This window comes from Rhizobium sp. AG855, assembly GCF_003610655.1.
GTDB lineage: Bacteria > Pseudomonadota > Alphaproteobacteria > Rhizobiales > Rhizobiaceae > Allorhizobium > Allorhizobium wuzhouense.
This window is the reverse complement of the sequence record NZ_RAQG01000003.1, coordinates 2626337-2644071: the sequence shown is the minus strand read 5'-3', so window position 1 is coordinate 2644071 and position 17735 is coordinate 2626337. Positions and strand designations below refer to the sequence as shown.

Below are 17735 nucleotides of genomic sequence, written 5' to 3'. Positions count from 1 at the left end.
GGCTGGCTCACGCCGCCCGGCCGGCAGCCGCAAGCGCCCGGTCCTTCAGGTCCTGGAACTTGCGCGACACCGAGGCGAGCTTGGCATCCCAGGCCGGGTCCGGCCGCTGGCCCTCGATCGCCTGGAAATAGACCTGCATCAGCGCGGCAATGGCGAAAGGTTCGAGAACCGCCGCCTTCAGCGCCAGCGCACCGACGACGGCAATGGCGATCCCGAAGCCGCTCGCAGCACCCGGAAACAGATAGACGAGCGCAAGGGCCGGGCCGATCAGCAGCACGAAGATCACCGCCGTCACAAGCCAGAGGACGATCGCGAGCCACACGGCGTTCTTCACCATTCGCCCGCCGTTCTGCGCATAGAGAACCAGGCCCTGGCGGCCGGTCTCCCACGGGTTCTGGCTGTTGGTGCGGATGTTGTGCGCCAGGATGATCTCGTCGACATAGGTGAGCGACAGCCGGATCACCGTATTGACGAAGCGCGTCACGCCTTCGAGCCCCGGGATCGCCATGCCGATGCCGCCGATGATCCCGGTGATCGCCCGGATCACGCCCTTGATGAGCTGGTCCAGCACGAAGAGCAGATTTGCCTCGGCAAAACGGGACTCGACGACCGCCCGCCCATGGGCGATCTGCCCCTTGCCGTCGGGCATCAGGCGGCGGCCCTCATAAAGTTCGACCATGACGGCGATATGCGCCGCCTTGACCATGTAGAGCAGCCATTCGCGGATCCAGTAGACGGCGAAGGATACCATGCCGAAGCCGAGGATCCCGCCCCAGACGGCGAAATCCTCGCCGCTGCCGAACATCATGCCCATGCCGTATCCGACCCCGGCCGCACCGCCGGTTCCGAGCACATAGGCAAGCGTGATGGTGAAATAGATGACGATGCGCAGCGCAATGAAGGGCAGCGTGCCGGCCAGGATGCCGATCGCCCGTCCGATGGAAAAGTCCCACATGGTGAAGTCCCCCAAGCCCAAGACCGGTCCGGATTTTAGGAATGGCGCGTTCGCCAGGCAAGGTCATCGCTCACAGGCCCGCATTGCGCGCGGCCAGATCGACGAAGATGAAACGGCTCCGAAAATTGCATGCAACCTTTGGAGTTGTGCATGAGTCCCAACTCACACAGTTCTTTCACACAACCACTGCCGGGACACCTGTGCGCCCGGCGGCCTTCTGGATATTGCGAAAGACGGTTCATGCGCTTTTTATCCCCCGCCGGCTCGCTGGCGCGTCGTCTCCTTCTCCTCGGAAGTTCTGCTCTTTGCGCGAGCCATGTCGCCGCCGCCGATTATGGTTATGAGTGGATCGCCAGCGTCCCGGGATCGACGGTACAGCCCTCGGCGATGAGCGCCGATGGCCATGTCGTGGTCGGCAATTTCCAGACCTACTTTACACCGCCGAGCGGACCGGGCGGATATGTGTCGAATGGCTTCGTCTGGACGGACGGCAGTGGCATCCGCACCGTCCAGCCGGAACCGGGCTGGTATTCGATCTCCATCGGCGATGTCAGCTCGGATGGAAACATCTCTGTCGGCATCCTTGCGGGCGGCAATGCCACCCAGGCCTACCGGGCGGATGCGGCTGCAGGCCAGATCGAATTGCTGGGCTTTCTGCCCGGCGGCACGGCCTCGCGTGCCACCGGCGTCAGCGGCGATGGCAATGTTGTGTCCGGTTGGGGCAATTCCAGCAACGGCAATCGCGCTTTCCGCTGGACTTACGACCCGGTGGCCCTGTCAGGCAGTATGCAGGAACTCGGAACGCTTGGCGGGGCTGATTCCTTTTCCAACGGCATCAGCCGCGATGGGCATGTCGTGGTCGGCAGTGCCAAGGATGCAGGCGGCTTCGCGATCGCCGCCTACTGGGTCGACAACGGCCCGGCAACCGCGATCGGCGTTCTGGCCGGAGGTGACGAATCGGGTGCCATGGAGGCCAATGCCGATGGCTCGGTGATCGTCGGCCAGTCCGATGTCGCAAGCGGAACCCACGCGTTCCGCTACGTGGTGGCCTCGTCAACGATGCAGGATCTCGGAACCCTCGGCGGAATTTACTCCGAAGCGTTTGGCGTCAGCGACGACGGTTCCGTCGTCATCGGACGGTCCGGCCGCAGTGACGGAACCTCCTCCGGCTTCCGCTGGTCGGAGGCCACGGGCACGATTTCCGTTGACGACTGGCTGCGGCAGAGTGGCGTCACCATCGCAACGGATGTCACGAACGACGCGAGCGCCGTTTCCGCCGATGGCAGGATCATCACCGGCACCTTGCGGGACGGCAAGGCCTATCTCGCCCGTGGGGCGTCCACGGACCCGTCCGCACCATCAGGTCCTCCGGCTGGCATCATCACGGTCGAAGACTACCTGCAGAGCTTCAACGGTCTGCCGCGCCATATCTTCGTGCCCCAGCAGGTCGCCGATCTCGCGATGAACGGTGCCAACTCCTCGCCGATGTTCCACCGCTTGTCGGCGGGCCAGCGATCGGTATGGGCCACGGGCGACCTGGGCGCCGTGCGCAACGACTTCGGCACCGGCCCGACCGGCACCGGCGAAATCGGCTTTGCCTATGCGCCGACGGACGACGTGACATTGCGCCTCGCCCTCGGCACCTCCTATTCCAAAGCTGATCTCGATCTTGCCGGTTATAGTCGCGTGCAGGGCAGCTATGTGCTGCCCGAGGTCAGCATGGCAGTCGCGCCCAACATCTATGCCACGCTCACGGGCTTTGCCAGCATCGGTGAGCTGTCCATGCGCCGCGCCTATCTCAACGGTACGGGAACGGACATTTCGGCGGGCGAGGCCGACAGCCGCACGCTCGGCTTCCGCGCCCGCGTGGACTGGCTCGATGCCTTCAGGGTGAAAGATGCCGCCTTCACCCCTTATGCCAGCTTCACCCATCTGACGACGAAGACCGACGGTTACACAGAGACCGGCGGCAGCTTCCCCGCCCGCTTTGATCAGGTGAAGGGCTCGTCCAACACCGTCCGCCTGGGGCTCGACGGCCGCCTTGACCTGACGACCACCGTCAGCCTTATCGGCCGAGCCGAAGTGGCCCATCGTTTCGAGGATCAGGCGCCTCACACCACCGGCGAGATCATCGGCTTCTCCAGCTTCGACCTTCCAGGGGCGCCCATCGAGCAGAACTGGCTGCGCGGTGGCATCGGTTTCCAGGCGAAGTCCGGACCGCTGGAAGGGCAGCTGATGTTCAACGTCTCAAGCCAGGAAAAGGGCAGCTACTGGCTGAGTGCCAGCTCGCGCGTGATCTTCTGAACCCGCCTCCTTGTGAAATCCTTCAAATGACATATATTGAAGATGTCATTTGAAGGAGAAAACCGGTGTTGAACACGGCTGAACTGTCATCCGCACCCCAAGCCTTCACGCAGGGCTTTTCCCTTGAGGCGGATCGCAAGCGCCTGTCGCTGACTGCGCTCAAGGCCTTTCGCCGGCTTGTCGGACAGTGGGACCTGACAAGCCAGCAGGCCGCCGCGTTGCTCGGGGTGTCGCTCAGCACCTGGGAACGCTTGAAGCCGGATGGCGTGGCAAAGACGCTGAGCCAGGACCAGATGACCCGAATTTCCGCGCTGACAGGCATCTACAAGGCGCTGCATCTGCTGTTCGTCGACGCCATGGCGGATCGCTGGCCGATGCTCGAAAACACCGGGCCCCTGTTCGACCGCCGCACGCCGGTCGCCGCCATGATCGAGGGCGGCATTCCCCTCATGCTCGAGGTGCGCCGCTACGTCGATGCGGTGCGCGGGGGACTCTGAGTGCAAATATCAGGCGTCCCGGTCGCCACCCTTGCCTATCCCCGCACCGTGCGCCTGGTATCGACCGCCCGGCTGCGTGCGGCCGTGCTCGAACCTCTCGTCGACACGGCCGACGAGTTGCAGCAATTGGCGGAGATCGAGGCCGCAACATCGAGCCGCGTGCAGGCGCAGACGCGGGGTATCTCCGGTCTCGAGGCCCGCGAACTGGTGTATGACGTGCCGCATGCGCATTTCATCAATGCCAGCTTCACCTATGCCAAACCGCGCGAGCCGAACCGTTTCAATGGCGAGATGCGCGGTGCCTGGTATGCGGCGCTCAAGGTCGAGACCTGCCTTGCGGAAATCACGTTCCATATGACCGAATTCCTCGCCCGCACAGGCCAATACCGGGCAGTCGCCGAATATGCGGAGATGTATTGCAGCATCTCGGGCGAATTCCTCGATCTGCGTGAATTGCCGGCCCATCCGGCTTTGTCGCCGGACAAGGCATCCGGCTATCCGGAAGGCAACCGCCTCGCGCTGGAAGCACGCGGCGCCGGCCTGAATGGCATCGTCTACCCCTCCGTGCGCCACGAAGGCGGCACGTGTTTTGCCATCCTGCGCCCCGCCGCCGTCCAGTCCGTCCGCCAGGGCGATGTCTGGCGGCTCACATGGGCGGGCAAGGCGGAGCCAAAGGTCGAGGGGCCGATTGTTTCTTGACGTTTCGCAGTCGGCAGATGATCGCATCTTTTGTCTTCAGCGCCGAGGTCACCCCCACCCGCCGCCGCGCGGCGACCTCCCCCCTCAAGGGGGAAGTGGGGGGGGCTTCCGCCGGCGGTGACGTTTGCTGCCACGGACGAGCGGGACACGCCACCCTCCCCTTGAGGGGGAGGGTCGGACCGCAGGTCCGGGGTGGGGTGACCAGGCGACGGCAAGCCGCCGCATGCGCATGAATGGATCAAGAAGGACCCGAAGGCCTCAGACGATCTCGGTCCCCGAGATCTGAATGCCGAAACCTTCAAGCCCGACATAGTGCCGTTCGCGCGAGGCCATCAGGCGGATGGAATTGACGCCAAGGTCCTTCAAAATTTGCGCGCCGAGACCGATTTCCAGCCATTCGCTTTCGCGCGCCTGCGCTTCGCTATGGGCCTCGCGATCATGTTTGCCGCTGCGGGCGGTGGTGGAAACGCCAACCCCGACGGAGCCCTCGCGCAGATAGACGACCACGCCACGGCCCTTGTCGGCGATCCGCTTCATCACGCCGTCGATCTGCCGATCGGCGCCAAACACGTCGCGGCCCACATCTTCGAGATGCAGACGGACCGGAATGTCCTCGCCGTCCCTGATATCACCGAACACGACCGCCAGATGCTGCATCGGGTCCCAGGGCAGCGAATAGGCATAGGCCTTGGCCGCTCCGTAAGGCGTCTGGATGTCGAACGTTGACTTGAGCTCGATCAGCGTTTCCTTGCGCTGGCGATAGGCGATGAGGTCGGCGACGGAGACCTGTTTCAGCTTGTGCTGTTCGGCAAAGGCCGCCACCTGCGGCCCGCGCATCACGGTGCCGTCGTCATTGACCAGCTCCGAAATGACGCCGATCGGCGGAAGCCCGGCCATGGTGCAGAGATCGACGGCCGCTTCCGTGTGACCCGACCGCATCAACACGCCGCCTTCGCGCGCGACCAGCGGGAAGATATGGCCCGGACGAACGAAATCGGACCCGCCGACATTGGGGTTTGCAAGGTTGCGCACCGTCAGCGTCCGGTCATCGGCGGAAATGCCGGTCGAGGTGCCGTGCTTGAAGTCGACCGAAACGGTAAATGCGGTCGTGTGGGCGCTGTCGTTATCCGCCACCATGGCCGAGAGATTCAGCCTCTTGGCTTCTTCCTTCGGCATCGGGGCACAGACGATGCCAGAGGTGTGGCGCACGATGAAGGCCATCTTCTCGGCGGTGCAATGCACGGCAGCAACAATGAGGTCGCCTTCGTTCTCTCGCCCGTCATCATCCATGACCACCACGATTTCGCCAGCCTCAAAGGCGCGCAGCGCCTCGACGACACGTTTCTGGTCATAGCTCATGCGCGGTCCTCACCTTGTGCGGTTGTTCTGGCCCCGGTCTCTCAGGATGTGATCGAGAATGATGCAGGCGAGCATCGCCTCGCCGACCGGGACGGCGCGAATACCGACGCAAGGGTCGTGCCGGCCCTTGGTCCGGACATCGACATTGTTGCCATCGGAATCGATCGACTGGCGCTCCGTCAGGATCGACGAGGTCGGCTTGATGGCGAAGCGGGCCACGATCGGCTCGCCGGTCGCAATGCCACCCAGAATCCCGCCGGCATGGTTCGACAGGAAGATCGGGCGGCCATCATTGCCCATGCGCATCTCGTCGGCATTTTCTTCGCCGGTGATTTCGGCCGACTGGAAGCCGTTGCCGATTTCGACGCCCTTGACCGCGTTGATCGACATCAGGCCGGAGGCGATATCCTGGTCCAGCTTGCCATAGACGGGCGCACCGATGCCGGCCGGTACGCCCTCGGCGACCACCTCGATCACAGCGCCGACGGAGGAGCCGGCCTTGCGGATGCCGTCGAGATAATCTTCGAACACCGGCACCATCGAAGCGTCCGGGCAGAAGAACGGGTTCTGGTCGACCTCAGCCCAGTCCCAGTTGTCGCGGTTGATCTTGTGTTTGCCGATCTGCACCAGCGCGCCGCGAATGGTCACGTCAGGCATGGCAAGCCGGGCGAGCGCGCCAGCGGCCACGCGCGCCGCCGTTTCGCGGGCCGACGAGCGGCCGCCGCCACGATAGTCGCGGATGCCGTATTTCAGGTCGTAGGTATAGTCGGCATGGCCGGGGCGGTAACGCTTGGCGATCTCGCCGTAATCCTTCGAGCGCTGGTCGGTATTCTCGATGAACAGCGACACCGGCGTACCGGTGGTGATCATCGAGCCGTCTTCCTGCGGCATGACACCGGAGAGGACCTTGACGATGTCGTCCTCGCGGCGTTGCGTGACGAAGCGGGACTGGCCGGGTTTGCGCTTGTCCATGAAGACCTGCAGGTCCTGTTGGGTAAAGCGCACGCCCGGAGGGCAGCCGTCGACAACAGCGCCGAGCGCCGGCCCGTGGCTTTCGCCCCAGGTGGTGACGCGGAAGAGATGACCGAAGGTATTGTGCGACATGCGAGAGCTACCGTTCCATTCTTTCCCACCGGACAGCGTTCCGGCAGGCCCTGCCTTGGATGGCGTCACTCATAAAGCAATTCCCCGAAGGGGGGGAAGGGGTTTTCGACCCGGCCGCCCGGAAATCCGGCAGATGCAAGCGTGGTCTAGCGGCACACGGATCGCACGCCGCCATCCCTCCGTCACGATGCCTTCTGCTGCGGCAGACGGTCGACGAAGCGGGTGAAGTCGTCGAAGGACAGCGGCTTGGCGAAGGCATAACCCTGCAGATAGTCGCAGCCAAGCTGGCGCAGCATGCCGGCATGCTCATGCGTCTCGACGCCCTCGGCCACCGTTTCGATGCCCAGCGAGCGGGCGATCTCGACGATGTTGCGCACCAGGCTGCGCTCCTGCGGCTGCACCGTGATCGGCATGACCAGCTGGCGGTCGATCTTCAGCCGCTTCGGTTTCAGCTTCAGCAGCGAGACGATCGAGGTGTGGCCGGTGCCGAAATCGTCGATTTCGATGTCGATGCCGAGCGCCTTGATCTTCTCGATGTTCTCGGTGGCCTTGGTGTCGCTCTCGTCGAGGAAGATCGATTCCACCAGTTCGAAACAGATCGATCCGGGCGTGATCGACAGCCCCTGCAACTGCTCGATCAGGTTTTCGTCATGCAGGCGCTTGGAGGAGACGTTGACCGAGATCCGCGGCACCGGCATGCCGGCGGCCGTCCAGCGCATCTGGTCCTTCAGCGCCGTCTGTAGAACGAGCTGGTCGATACGCGCCATGACGTTCAGGTCTTCCGCCACCTTGAGGAAGTTTCCGGAGGCCAGCACGCCGCGATCGGGATGGCGCCAGCGCACCAGTGCTTCGGCCCCGCAGAGCTGCATGCTGTTGGCTTCGAATTGCGGCTGGTACCAGACGATGAACTCGTCGCGCTCAAGCCCGGCCAGCATGTCGTCGGCCATGCGCTTCTTGGCAATGATGTTCGCCTGCAGGTCCGGCGTGAAGAATTCGTAGCAGTTCCGGCCCTTTTCCTTGGCCTGGTAGAGGGCGATGTCGGCGTTGATCAGAACCTTGCGGGCATCCGGCATCAGGCCGGAGGCCTGGGCAATGCCGATCGACACGCCACAGCGACAGTCGAAGCCTTCGAAATCGATCGGATGGCGCATCTCCTCGATAATCCGGCTGGCAAGGCTGGTCAGTTCCTCGATCGAGGTCGCGCGCCGGGCAAGCACGACGAATTCATCGCCGCCGATGCGGGCGACCAGATCGCCACGCGGCACGTGCCGGCGCAGGACTTCCGATGTATGCACCAGCATGGCATCGCCTGCGGCATGGCCAAGCGTATCGTTGATTTCCTTGAACCGGTCGAGATCGAGATGGAGGATCGCGAACTTGGCGCGTTGGGCGGAGTTTCCGCGGCTCAGTCCGTCGAGTTCGAGATCGAGCTTGCGACGGTTGGCAAGCGAGGTGAGCGGATCGTGCAGCGCATTGAACTCGATGCGGTTCTTGGCAAGCTCCAGCTCGATATTGCGCATATCGGCCTCGGCCTTGGCCGCCCGCATCTGCTCCGCCAGAAGCGCGTCTGCCGTGACGTCGAAGGCGATGCCGATCAGCTTCTTGCGCCCGTCACGCCCGATATGCGGTTGCCCCACGGAGCGGATGTAGCGGATCTCGTTGTTCGGCAGCACGACCTTCTGGGTCGTGTTGAGTGTCTGGTCCAGTGTGGAGGCGCGTTTGGTCGCCAGCTGAATCTCGCCGCGTTCGTCCGGATGGACCCGCGACAGCCAGACATGCTCGGGAACGGGCTTGTCGCTATAGGGAACGCCGTAGAGCTGATGCATGCGCTCGTCCCAGACAGCGGTCTTGTTGGCCGGATCGCCTTCCCAGGTGCCACAATTGTAGGAGCCGAGTGCAAGGTCCAGCCGCCGTGAGGCTTCCGCCAGCTGGTGTTCGCGGCTCGACAATTCCTCGAGCGCCAGTTCCAGTTCGGCATTCTTGATGTCGCTGTTCTCTTTGGCGCGGCTCAGCGATTGCGTCATGAGCGTGTCGGTCGTGACGTCGCAGACAATGCCGGTGATCCGGCCATCCACCGTTCGCGCGCCGACGGATCGCAGGTAACGGAAGCTGTTGTCGCTGAGCGGCACGCGATAGGCCACGTCCCAGGAATCGGTGGTGCGGGCGATCACGCTGTCGAAATAGAGTTGTTCTGCACGGCCGAGATCATCGGCCTGAATGCAGCCATACCAGTCGGCCAGTCGGTCTTCCTCGTCGTCCAGGCTGACCGGAAGGCCGTGCAGACCGGCGGTGCGCTCGTCCCAGAGCAGCGAATGGGTGGATTCGTCGATCTCCCAGATGCCGATATTCGAGGTTTCGAGCGCAAGCTGGAAACGCTGCGACAGTTCCAGCAACCGCTCCTCGCGAGCCCGCAGCCGCTGGATGTTGAGATTGCGCTCGCGCAGCAGCACGATCGCCAGCAGGATGGAAACCATCATGGCCCCGACGCCGGCTGCCAGCAGCAAACGGCTCGGCAGCAGCCGGTTCATCGCCGCATCCCAACCCTCTTCCGGCATGCCGAGCACGACGAGCGACATGCGGTCGACGTCGACGGGCAGGGTAAGGGTTGGCTCCTCGATCAGCTTCGGGTCGCCGAGGATGATTTCCAGTGCACCGGTCGGCGTGATCTGGGCGACGGCGATCTTGAGTCCGCTACCATCGGTGTGAGCGGTCTCCGCGTTGTCGCTGTTGATCTCCGCATCGGCCATGAAGGCCATCGAATCGATTTCGATCAGCAAGGATTGCCACTGGCGTTTCGTCTGCCAGGTCATCGGCGGCACAGGAATGTCGATCGACAGAAGGCTTCCGGCGTTTCGGATCACCGGGTCGAACGCCATTCGGAATTGATCTTGAAGAGGCTGGAGGCGGATCGATCGAAAATGCGGGTTCCGCGCCAGCAGCATGGCAACCGTACGGTTGAATTCGGGGGGGGACAGCATCGGGTCGTCGGCGATGTCATCCGCCACTTCGAGTGCCAATTGCACATCGTGGTTGATCTTGCTGCGGATCGCGGCGCTGGCATGTTCCAGCCCATCCTGAACCAGATGCTCGACACGCTTGCGCTCGTGGGCTGCGGTGTTGCGATCGATCAGGAAGCCGGCAACGAGCACCAGGAGGCCGATGACAGCGCCACCCGCCAGCAAGAAGATGCCGTTGCCCCATTTGCCGTCGGACTGCGGCCCTGCTTTCCGTTTACGCAACGCTACCAACCCTTAAACCCCTGTTGCGAGAAACCCTATGCGATGGCGGTTAATTTAGAATTTCGAAGAGTTTGCGCAGTCTTGAGCTTGGTGCCTTCGGGGCGTTCCGGGAATGCTTTGGCGGCCGGAAGAAGAGGCTAGACGTCAACGCACGGGATAAACCTTGTCCATGGCTTGATCACGGCTGCGTTCCTCTCCACAATCTCACCGAATTGACACGTCATCGGGCAAATTTTGCCATATTCCGGAGGCCTATCTTGTACTCGTTTTCAGAATTGATTTGGTCGAAGGTGGTTCGTATGCGTGTCGTGATCTCCCTGCTTCTTGGAGCGGCAAGCCTCCTGTCTCCGATCGCTGCCTTTGCCGGCAGCCACGACGTCGAGGCGACGATTGCTGCTGTCAATGTCGATGGCATGAGCCTGATGCTCGATGACGGCAAGACCTACACGGTTCCGGACGAGTTCAATTTCGAAGGGCTGGAAAAGGGTCAGAAGGTCATCGTGTTTTACACGGAAGTCGACGGCAAGCGCGTCATCGATGATCTCGAGGTCGTCCAGTAAGGCAGCCTCTGGTCTGAGCCGACGGGTGGATGCCGATCGGACAACGGCCGCCCGTCAGATCCAGCTGATCGAGCCGCCCTCGGCCTGAGGCTCGAGTTCCATCTTGAGGATCCGGTCCTGCGGAATGTTCATCTCGCAGGCCTCGTTTTCATCGACATTCCCGATCAGCCGGAAACAGCTGCGGATCACGCCGCCGTGGCTGACACAGACGGTCGCCCGATCGACCGAGGCGAGCCAGGCACCGATCCGCCAGGACAGGATTTCGTAGCTTTCCGCATCGTCGCCTGGGGGGATGAAGCTCCATTTTTGCCGCGCCCGTTCCGCCACCCGTTCGGGCGACACGCGGGCGAGTTCCGGAAGCGTCGAGCCTTCCCAGTCACCGAAGGAGAGTTCCTTGAGGCGTTCGTCGAGGCGGTAGCGTTCGGGCGGCAGGCCCATGGAGCTTCGCACCCGCTCCATCGTGTCGCGGGTCCGCCAGAGCGGCGAGCTGACGAAGTCGAAATCGAGTGCCGTCTCGCCGAGGATCTGGCCGAGCTTGCGCCCGTTTTCGCTCGCCTGGGCGCGGCCGATATCGTTGAGCCCGATATCCTTCTGCCCCTGCATGCGCCCTTCGGCGTTCCAGTCGGTCTGGCCGTGACGGATCATGTAGATGAGCACGGCGGCAGACCTCGGTTTCAATCCTTGGCGACGGAAATGTCGGGCGCGTCCACGGCCTTCATGCCGACCGTGTGATAGCCGCAGTCGACGTGATGCACTTCGCCGGAAACGCCGCTCGACAGGTCGGAGAGCAGATACATGCCCGACGAGCCCACTTCATCCGTGGTGACGTTGCGCTTCAGCGGAGAGTTAAGCTCGTTCCACTTCAGGATATAGCGGAAATCGCCGATGCCGGATGCCGCAAGCGTCTTGATCGGGCCGGCAGAGATGGCGTTGACGCGAATGCCGCGACCGCCCATGTCGACGGCAAGATAACGCACGGAGGCTTCGAGTGCCGCCTTCGCCACGCCCATGACGTTGTAATGCGGCATGACCTTTTCGGCGCCGTAATAGGTGAGGGTCAGAAGCGAGCCGCCGTCATTCATGATCTTTTCGGCCCGTGCGGCGACAGCCGTGAAGGAATAGACCGAGATGTCCATCGTCCGGGCAAAATTGTCGCGCGTCGTGTCGATATAGCGGCCGGTCAGTTCGTCCTTGTCGGAAAACGCGATGGCATGCACGACGAAATCGATCTTGCCCCACTTGGCTTCGAGATTGGCGAAGACGGCATCGATGCTTTCGAGATTGGTGACATCGCAGTCGCCGGCCAGGAATGCGTCCAGTTCGGCCGCCAGCGGCTCCACGCGTTTCTTCAGCGCATCACCCTGCCAGGTCAGGGCGATCTCGGCGCCCTGGTCGCGACAGGCCTTGGCAATGCCCCATGCGATGGAGCGATTGTTGGCGACGCCCATGATGACGCCGCGCTTGCCTGCCATGAGGCCCGAACCCTGAACCATGATGCATCCCCTAAACCGTCGATTGGTGTTGCCTATGGCATAGCCCGTTCCAGCGTTCAAGATTGAACCGGACGGTCAGGCCCTGTCGGGCCGACAATGGCCTGTATGTTTGAATTGTTGAATGAATCGAGTGGAGGGGGCGATCGCGGGCGCCGGGTTTGACGCCCGCACGAGAGCTCGTCAGATGTAGAGGCCTTCGCGCATCAGGCGCATCAGGTCGGTCACCTTTTCGTCCGGCTTTTCCCACAGCATGACACGCAGTTCGACGACAAGCGCGCCGCGGCCGCCTTCGCCATCCGGCAGGCCGAGCGCCTCGATGCGGATCACCTGATCGGAATTGGACCATGGCGGGACGGTCACCTTGACCGGACCCTCCGGCCCCTCGACGTCCGTTTCGCAACCGAGAACGGCATTTTCGAGCGTGATCGGCAGAACGGTCTTGATGTCGAGACCATCGACGACGAAGCGTTCGTGGCGCTGGATCCGGACAGTGACGGCGAGGTCGCCGCGCAGCAGCCCCTGGAACTTCAGCCCCTGGCCTTTCAGCTTGACCACATGCCCTTCGGTGGCACCGCTGAGCGGCACGCGCACTTCGCGCCCGTCCGTGAGGGTTACCGGGACCGCCTTCTGTTCGAGAAGGTCAGAGATCGCGACGATCGCTTCGGCAAAGACGTCAGGCGCCTTTTCCGGCGGCGGCGGAGGAGGGGTGCCGCGCAGGCGACGCACAAGCGAGCTGAACAGCTCGATCGGCGCCAGAAGGGGCGAACTCGTATTGCGCAACGGAATGCCGTCATTGATGTCGGCCGCATCCTGATCGCGTTTCAACTGCTCGGCCGCCACCGCCGCTTCCGGGCTGTCGCCGAAGATGCGGGAGACCATCTCCTCCGGCCCTTCCGCCTTGCCATTGGCACTTGTGCCGGAAGCGGAGGCCGAGGCTTGTGCCTTGGCTCCATCGCCGGCGTTCCCATCCGGCGAAGCCTTGCTGGCAGTCTCGCCGGTCGCGCTTGCCGCCTTGGGTGCCTCGGCCTTGCTCTCAGTCTTTGCGGACTTTGCCTGCTTGGCGGCCTTTGCAGCCTCGGCCTTTGCGGCGGCTGCGGCTTCCGCCTTCGCCTTTTCGGCTTCCGCCTGGGCAAGTTCCGCCAGAATGCGCTCGGCATTCGCCTTGGCCTGTTTCGCCTTTTCGGCCGCCTCGCGGGCAGCGTTGCGCTGCTGCATGATCGTCTGTTCGCGCTCCAGCGCCTCGACCTTGGAGCGCTGCTGGTCATAGCGGCTGCGCTTGGCCGGGTCCTTCAGCACCTCGTAGGCGCGGCCCATCTCGGCAAAGCGGTTATGCGCATTGGGATCGTCCCGGTTCTGGTCCGGGTGGATGGATTTCGCCTTCGTGCGCCACGCGGCCTTGATCTCGTCCGCACCCGCATCGCGCTTTACGCCCAGGATCGAATAGAAGTCACGCATCGATGACACCAACTATCGAAAGCGGCGAGGCCCGTTCATGGCGCCTTGAGCCGCAGAAATTCGGTAACCACACCGCAGACATGGCGGTGACGGCAGAACAATAGGCCGAAACCGTCGCATGCAATTCGCTAATTGAAAGTTACATGGAGCAGGTGTCGGTCGGGCTATTCTTTCAGCTTGCTTAAGCAAACCTTTCAAATGCGACCGAACATGAGGTCGCCGTTTACGAACGGCGATCGAAGCTCATAAGTTCCCAGTTCCCGGTTCCCGATGTGCAGGTCTTGCCGGAGAAATAGGCGATGCCCTCATAGGAGTGGCGGGTGGTGGAGAAGTTCCGGCAGATGAAGCCCTGGCCCTTCTCTTCCTGAATGGCGGTCACGACACCGGCACTGCCGGTCGTGGCATTGGCCCAGGGAAGGGGCTTGCCATCGGTCTTGTCGAGGTCTGCGGACGAGACGGCACTCTGGACGGTCAGTTCGTCCGAATGGCTGGAGGGATTGCCCTTCTTCGCAACCGTCGAGGTCGAGATCGAACTGTCGACGGTGTCGGATCCAAACAGGTCCATGCTGCTGCCGAAGCAGCCGCTGAGCGGAAGTGTCGCAGCGATGAGGAGGATCATCGAGGCTTTGCGCATGCAGCTACCCTTTGTACGCTCAACCGACTTTGCTATGTCTCTCAAGGGCCCTTCCATCCGGTGCTTCGCGCCGGTGGCTAGTATGCAGATCAGGAGCAATTGAGACAATATGTCAGAAGTCGGGTTAACAACTGGTGACTTTACCGAGGAGAGCGAGCCGTTTGCCCTGTTCGCCGCCTGGCTGAAGGATGCCGAGGCCTCGGAGATCAATGATCCCAATGCGGTAGCGCTGGCCACCGTGGATGCGGATGGTCTTCCGAATGTGCGTATGGTGCTTCTCAAGGGGTTCGATTCTCGCGGCTTCGTTTTCTACACGAATTTTGAGAGCCAAAAGGGACAGGAAATTCTCGGCCAGAAGAAGGCGGCAATGTGTTTTCATTGGAAATCGCTGCGCCGCCAGATCCGTTTGCGCGGTGAAGTCGAGGTCGTCTCCGACGCCGAGGCCGATGAATATTACCAGTCCCGCCCGCTCGGCAGCCGCATCGGCGCCTGGGCTTCCAAGCAGTCGAGGCCGCTCGAAGGCCGCTTCGCGCTGGAAAAAGCGGTGGCCGAATACACGGCGAAATACGCGCTCGGAAATGTGCCGCGTCCGCCGCACTGGTCCGGCTTCCGCATCATCCCGAAGTCGATCGAATTCTGGCACGACCGCAAGTTCCGCCTACACGACCGTATCGAGTTCCGGCGCGATGGCGACGGCTGGTCGAAGGTCCGGATGTATCCGTGATCGCAGACGAGGGCAGGGGCGCCTTCAGCCCCTGTTGAGGCGCGAGGGAATGCCAGACGCCAGGGCCTGAACGTAACGCGGCTTCTGGTAAAGCCCGTTGAGCGAGATGCGCGGCAGGAGATGCGGCGCAGAGAGCGAGGCGGGCGATAATGTCCCGGGACGTGTGGTGACGGCGAGCTTAAGGCCCGCCCACTGCACATAGCCTGCCGTCCGCGGTGTGGCGCTGCGGGCATCGCCATAGGGATAGGCAAACGTCACCGGCCGGCGGCCGGTGATATCGGCCACATAATCGGCGCTCTCGTTGAGTTCCGCCAGGATTTCGGTATCGCCGAGGGCGTCCAGGCCCCGATGGCTCACGGTATGAGCGCCATAGGAGACGAGCGGATGGCGACCGAGCGCCTGTAACTCGTCCCTATCCATCACGCTTTCCGCCACCAGCGCATGCGGGTTGATGCCGGCCGCCTGGGCTGCCGCGTCGAGTTGGGCGACGGACTTCGTCTCGGCGCCTGCAAACACGGCCTCGGCCACCGCATCGAAGGCTGCCTGCTTGGCGCGCGTCGTGCTGCAATCCACATCAATGCGTCCGGCCGGCAGGCAAAGCGTCAGGCGCTTCTGTTTGCCGATAAGCGCTGCTGCCGTATCCCACCACATCGTATGGCTGCGCTCGGACAGGCCCTTGCAGACGAAGATGGTGAAGGGCACACGGTGTTTCTCAAATATGGGAAGCGCATGCATGGGATTGTCGCGGAAACCGTCGTCGAGCGTGAAGACGGCAAAGGGCTGGGCAGGGCCGGGTTCGGCAAGGGCCGCCGCCACGTCCTCCAGCCGGATGAAACGATATCCGTCGCGCTTCAGCGCTGTGATCGCCGCATCGAGAAATTCGGGCGTGATGTCGAGATGCCGGTTGGGCTGGAACGCCTCCGCTTCGGCCGGCCGCACGTGATGCAGGGTGAACACCACCCCGCGCCCCTGCGCAGCCTTGAGCAGCCCCATCCTGGAAAGCCAGAAGGAAACCTCCAGCCCGCCGGTGATCACTGCCCGCTTGATGCTCTGTTTGAGACGTCCCGCCATCGTTCCCGCCTGCACCCCTTTTCGAGTTGCGGTCAACCTAACGGCGAAGTCCTTAAGCTTCGTTCAATGGAACTGTCTCATTTCCTGCCAGGCGTCACGCCCCAGGGAGGCGGAGCAAGCCGGACCGTCCGGCGGGCGAGAACCATGGCTGGAAGCGTCCAGAGAATGGGCAGGATGAAGGTCGCCGTGAGGACGAGCCGCAGGGTGTCCCTGTCCAAGCCTTCGGAAAAGCCGAGACTGTTGGCCGTGAGGCCGGCGAGAGCCGCACCGATGGCGTAACCGGCCGATTGCAGGGTGGGCAGCAGGCCGGAGGTCTTGTCGCGTTCCGCAGCCGGGCTTGAGGCCATCAGCATCTGGTTGAGATAGGACCAGCTGGAGCCGAATGCGGCCCCGACCAGCGCCTGGCCGAGGACAAGCATCGGCACGGATTGGAAACCCATCCCGCCTGCAACGAGGATCATGCCGGCGCATTGCAGCACGGGGCCGCCCCGGATGGCCCGCCGCCGGGCCGACGGCGAGGTGAGGTTGGCGATCAATACGGCGACCACGCTCCAGCTCATCGCCATCACGGCGCCGAAACCGCCGGCCGCCGTTGGTCCATAGCCGAAGACATGCTGCAGTCCGAAAACGATGTAGACGGCGCTGGTGGCCTGTGCCACCGGCATCAGCAGCACGATCCAGAGGCCGGCGCCGACCGTCGACCCGAGCCCGAACGCGCCCTCTGGCATCAGTCGGTGGGCAGCCTTTCGATCGCGGATGACGCTTGAGCCGACCAGCGCGAGACCGAGCAGGACGGTGAGCGCTGAAATCCGCAGATCGACCACCGAGCCGGCGGACAACAGCACCAGCATTCCTGCCGCGAGCAGAAGCAGGGGAGAAAGCGGTATCCGCTTGCCGGTGTCAGATATGTCCCGCGGGGTGGCCGTCTTGAGTGCCAGCACAAGGAAGATGAGCCCGAGAGGGACATTGACCAGAAAGGCGCCCCGCCAGGAGACGGTCTCCGTGATCCACCCGGCAGCGAAAGGTCCGCCAAACGATGCGACCGCCCAGACCATGGCCTCGGCGCCAAAAACCTTTGGCACCAGGCGGGTCGGGTAGAGAGCCGGAATGAGCGCATAACACAGTGCAGCGACGACACCCTCGCCCAGCCCCTGCGCCATCCGGCCGATCAGCACCTGCGGCATCGATGTTGCAAACGCGGCCCCGAGCGTGCCCGCGAGAAACAGCAGCGTCGCGATGAGCATCACCAGCCGTGCCCCAAACCGGCTCTTCAGCGCTGCAGCACTGGCACCGGAGACGATCGAACCGATCAGGTAGAGCGAGACCGACCACGCGATCAGGTGACCACCGCCGATCTCGGCAATCGCGCTCGGCATGACCGTGGTGACCAGAAAACCGTTGAAGGCGAAGAGCGCAACGCCCATGCACAGCATGACGGTGGTGGCCGCATGGCGCGGGGCCAGAAGGTCGAGCCAGCGTTGATCGGACAAGCCGTCGGCCGGCGTCGGATCCGGCGGCAGGGGATCGGCGGCGGAAGGTGTGGCGCTGACGGGAATGGCTGCAGTCTTGGGCATGGGGCATCCTTGAAGATGAGACTTGGTCGGGTCGGGATCGGATGCTACAACCTCAACTTAAGTTGAG

General features: G+C 63.1%; 15 protein-coding genes. 5 read left to right on the top strand and 10 right to left on the bottom strand.

Features of this window, described 5'->3' with window-relative positions; all coding sequences use genetic code 11:
• Positions 1–7: 7 nt before the first annotated feature.
• Positions 8–955 (bottom strand): hypothetical protein, encoded by a 948-nt coding sequence (locus DFO46_RS13150; RefSeq protein WP_120277602.1) that lies wholly within the window; start codon positions 953–955, stop codon positions 8–10.
• A gap of 240 nt (positions 956–1195) precedes the next feature.
• On the opposite strand from DFO46_RS13150, the gene DFO46_RS13145 reads away from it, so the two are divergent.
• From DFO46_RS13145 to DFO46_RS13135, 3 genes are all read left to right on the top strand, one after another.
• Positions 1196–3259 (top strand): autotransporter domain-containing protein, encoded by a 2064-nt coding sequence (locus DFO46_RS13145; RefSeq protein WP_183041895.1) that lies wholly within the window; start codon positions 1196–1198, stop codon positions 3257–3259.
• A gap of 65 nt (positions 3260–3324) precedes the next feature.
• Positions 3325–3756 (top strand): antitoxin Xre-like helix-turn-helix domain-containing protein, encoded by a 432-nt coding sequence (locus DFO46_RS13140; RefSeq protein ID WP_120277600.1) that lies wholly within the window; start codon positions 3325–3327, stop codon positions 3754–3756.
• Positions 3757–4455 carry an RES family NAD+ phosphorylase gene (locus DFO46_RS13135; RefSeq protein ID WP_120277599.1) on the top strand — a complete coding sequence of 233 codons (699 nt, stop codon included), beginning with the start codon at positions 3757–3759 and terminating at the stop codon, positions 4453–4455. It abuts the gene before it with no gap.
• Between the two features lie 258 nt (positions 4456–4713).
• On the opposite strand, the gene ribB is transcribed toward DFO46_RS13135, so the two are convergent.
• The 3 genes from ribB to DFO46_RS13120 form a co-directional block, all read right to left on the bottom strand.
• Positions 4714–5814, bottom strand: coding sequence for a 3,4-dihydroxy-2-butanone-4-phosphate synthase (gene ribB / locus DFO46_RS13130; RefSeq protein WP_120277598.1), 1101 nt, complete (start codon positions 5812–5814; stop codon positions 4714–4716).
• A 9-nt stretch (positions 5815–5823) separates the two neighbouring features.
• The gene (gene aroC, locus DFO46_RS13125) at positions 5824–6918 is read right to left on the bottom strand and encodes a chorismate synthase (protein ID WP_110789636.1); all 1095 of its coding nucleotides are present in this window, start codon (positions 6916–6918) and stop codon (positions 5824–5826) included.
• A gap of 182 nt (positions 6919–7100) precedes the next feature.
• Positions 7101–10157 (bottom strand): GGDEF and EAL domain-containing protein, encoded by a 3057-nt coding sequence (locus DFO46_RS13120; RefSeq protein ID WP_110789635.1) that lies wholly within the window; start codon positions 10155–10157, stop codon positions 7101–7103.
• A 299-nt stretch (positions 10158–10456) separates the two neighbouring features.
• Here DFO46_RS13120 and DFO46_RS13115 point away from each other — a divergent pair, with 299 nt between their 5' ends.
• On the top strand, positions 10457–10717 hold the full coding sequence (locus DFO46_RS13115) for a DUF1344 domain-containing protein (protein ID WP_110789634.1): 261 nt from the start codon (positions 10457–10459) through the stop codon (positions 10715–10717).
• 54 nt (positions 10718–10771) lie between these two features.
• On the opposite strand, the gene DFO46_RS13110 is transcribed toward DFO46_RS13115, so the two are convergent.
• The 4 genes from DFO46_RS13110 to DFO46_RS13095 form a co-directional block, all read right to left on the bottom strand.
• Positions 10772–11374: a histidine phosphatase family protein gene (locus tag DFO46_RS13110; protein WP_110789633.1), complete on the bottom strand. Its 603-nt coding sequence runs from the start codon at positions 11372–11374 to the stop codon at positions 10772–10774.
• Positions 11375–11391: 17 nt separating this feature from the next.
• Positions 11392–12210, bottom strand: a complete 819-nt coding sequence (gene fabI / locus DFO46_RS13105; RefSeq protein ID WP_120277597.1) for an enoyl-ACP reductase FabI — start codon at positions 12208–12210, stop codon at positions 11392–11394.
• A 180-nt stretch (positions 12211–12390) separates the two neighbouring features.
• Complete coding sequence (locus tag DFO46_RS13100) at positions 12391–13665, bottom strand: DnaJ domain-containing protein (RefSeq protein WP_120277596.1); 1275 nt, start codon at positions 13663–13665, stop codon at positions 12391–12393.
• Positions 13666–13888: 223 nt separating this feature from the next.
• Entirely contained in the window at positions 13889–14299 is a 411-nt protein-coding gene (locus DFO46_RS13095; protein WP_110789630.1) for an RT0821/Lpp0805 family surface protein, read from the bottom strand.
• A gap of 109 nt (positions 14300–14408) precedes the next feature.
• On the opposite strand from DFO46_RS13095, the gene pdxH reads away from it, so the two are divergent.
• Positions 14409–15023: a pyridoxamine 5'-phosphate oxidase gene (gene pdxH, locus DFO46_RS13090; RefSeq protein WP_110789629.1), complete on the top strand. Its 615-nt coding sequence runs from the start codon at positions 14409–14411 to the stop codon at positions 15021–15023.
• A 24-nt stretch (positions 15024–15047) separates the two neighbouring features.
• On the opposite strand, the gene DFO46_RS13085 is transcribed toward pdxH, so the two are convergent.
• Together DFO46_RS13085 and DFO46_RS13080 are read right to left on the bottom strand one after the other, a co-directional pair.
• Positions 15048–16094 (bottom strand): polysaccharide deacetylase family protein, encoded by a 1047-nt coding sequence (locus DFO46_RS13085; protein ID WP_120277595.1) that lies wholly within the window; start codon positions 16092–16094, stop codon positions 15048–15050.
• 77 nt (positions 16095–16171) lie between these two features.
• On the bottom strand, positions 16172–17668 hold the full coding sequence (locus tag DFO46_RS13080; RefSeq protein ID WP_120277594.1) for an MFS transporter: 1497 nt from the start codon (positions 17666–17668) through the stop codon (positions 16172–16174).
• Positions 17669–17735: the final 67 nt, after the last annotated feature.

Bases quoted from the DNA above. Each gene is read 5' to 3' on its own strand.
- ribB (WP_120277598.1), bottom strand. From the start codon at position 5,814: ATGAGCTATGACCAGAAACGTGTCGTCGAGGCGCTGCGCGCCTTTGAG.
- pdxH (WP_110789629.1), top strand. From the start codon at position 14,409: ATGTCAGAAGTCGGGTTAACAACTGGTGACTTTACCGAGGAGAGCGAG.
- DFO46_RS13095 (WP_110789630.1), bottom strand. From the start codon at position 14,299: ATGCGCAAAGCCTCGATGATCCTCCTCATCGCTGCGACACTTCCGCTC.
- DFO46_RS13150 (WP_120277602.1), bottom strand. From the start codon at position 955: ATGTGGGACTTTTCCATCGGACGGGCGATCGGCATCCTGGCCGGCACG.
- fabI (WP_120277597.1), bottom strand. From the start codon at position 12,210: ATGGTTCAGGGTTCGGGCCTCATGGCAGGCAAGCGCGGCGTCATCATG.
- aroC (WP_110789636.1), bottom strand. From the start codon at position 6,918: ATGTCGCACAATACCTTCGGTCATCTCTTCCGCGTCACCACCTGGGGC.
- DFO46_RS13145 (WP_183041895.1), top strand. From the start codon at position 1,196: ATGCGCTTTTTATCCCCCGCCGGCTCGCTGGCGCGTCGTCTCCTTCTC.
- DFO46_RS13100 (WP_120277596.1), bottom strand. From the start codon at position 13,665: ATGCGTGACTTCTATTCGATCCTGGGCGTAAAGCGCGATGCGGGTGCG.
- DFO46_RS13085 (WP_120277595.1), bottom strand. From the start codon at position 16,094: ATGGCGGGACGTCTCAAACAGAGCATCAAGCGGGCAGTGATCACCGGC.
- DFO46_RS13080 (WP_120277594.1), bottom strand. From the start codon at position 17,668: ATGCCCAAGACTGCAGCCATTCCCGTCAGCGCCACACCTTCCGCCGCC.
- DFO46_RS13115 (WP_110789634.1), top strand. From the start codon at position 10,457: ATGCGTGTCGTGATCTCCCTGCTTCTTGGAGCGGCAAGCCTCCTGTCT.